Source organism: Psychrobacter sp. T6-1 (genome assembly GCF_052258445.1).
In genome coordinates this window covers 1-986 of the sequence record NZ_JBQQFC010000570.1, presented here as the reverse complement: position 1 = coordinate 986, position 986 = coordinate 1, and the positions used below count along the sequence as shown (strand labels likewise).

General features: G+C 48.3%; 1 protein-coding gene. It reads right to left on the bottom strand.

Annotated features, from left to right (window positions below; genetic code table 11):
* A partial coding sequence (locus tag ACTXGO_RS14655) for an amidohydrolase family protein (RefSeq protein WP_443575038.1) occupies window positions 1–986 on the bottom strand: 986 nt, incomplete at both ends.

The window sequence follows — 986 nt, the reverse complement described above, 5'->3', positions numbered from 1 at the left end:
GGCGAAGTACTAGCAGCCTCAGCGCCGTAACGATCTAAGAAATACTCGCCTGCATAGGCCATGCGATCTTGTATCGATATGCCGCCGCCTAGACGTTTGATTTCTTTAAGCGTTTCATCATTGACAGTTTCGGCATGATCAATTGCCCAGCGCATCTCATTGCGAATTTTGCCATTGTTCTCGCGGTCAATCTCATCAACCAAATCGACGATAAGGGCGGTGTTCTCGCCATAGGTCGAATGCTGTCTAAATGACCAGCCCTCGTTGACATGCATCTGAATAATCTCTTTGGTTTGCTTGCGCCAGCCTTCGTTATTTTTGATCAAAGGCTTAGGAGATAAAAAATTCTCAAAGTCGCCTGCCGCCCATGTCATGTACTCACCGCCACCCTTTAGCTCGTAGCCGTGTTCAAGATCGCTATCTTCATTGACATCTGCGGTATTGTTCGCCATCCATTTCTCAAAAGCGGCGCGCTCCTCGCCTGCCTTTTGCGGGAATAGATAGTAGGAGACACGTAAAGATGACTCTCCTGCTTCTGCGAGTGTCTTTGCCGCTTCGTAATCTTCAGGATAAGTATGACCGCCACCACCTGCATCAATAGCACTGGTCAGACCAAAACGATTAAGCTCACGGTTAAAGTGCTTGGTTGAGTTGATCTTTTCTTGATTAGATAAAGGCGGCAGTTTACCGATGACTTGGTACAAGATCATGGCGTTAGGCTCTGCTAGCAATACGCCAGTCAGCTTGCCGTTTTTATCTTTTTCATAGCGGCTTTGATTGTTAGGCGGTTTGGTATTTTCATCGATACCCAAGGCGTCAAGGCCCGCTTGATTGAGCCAGCCACGACTGTAGAGATACAATACGAAAGTTGGCGTGTCACCTGTCGCCTCATTGATCTCCTCAATGGTCGGCATACGCTTTTCTTCAAACTGATAAGGGGACCAGCCGCCAATAACCCGTACCCACTGTCCTTCAGGCGTCCGATC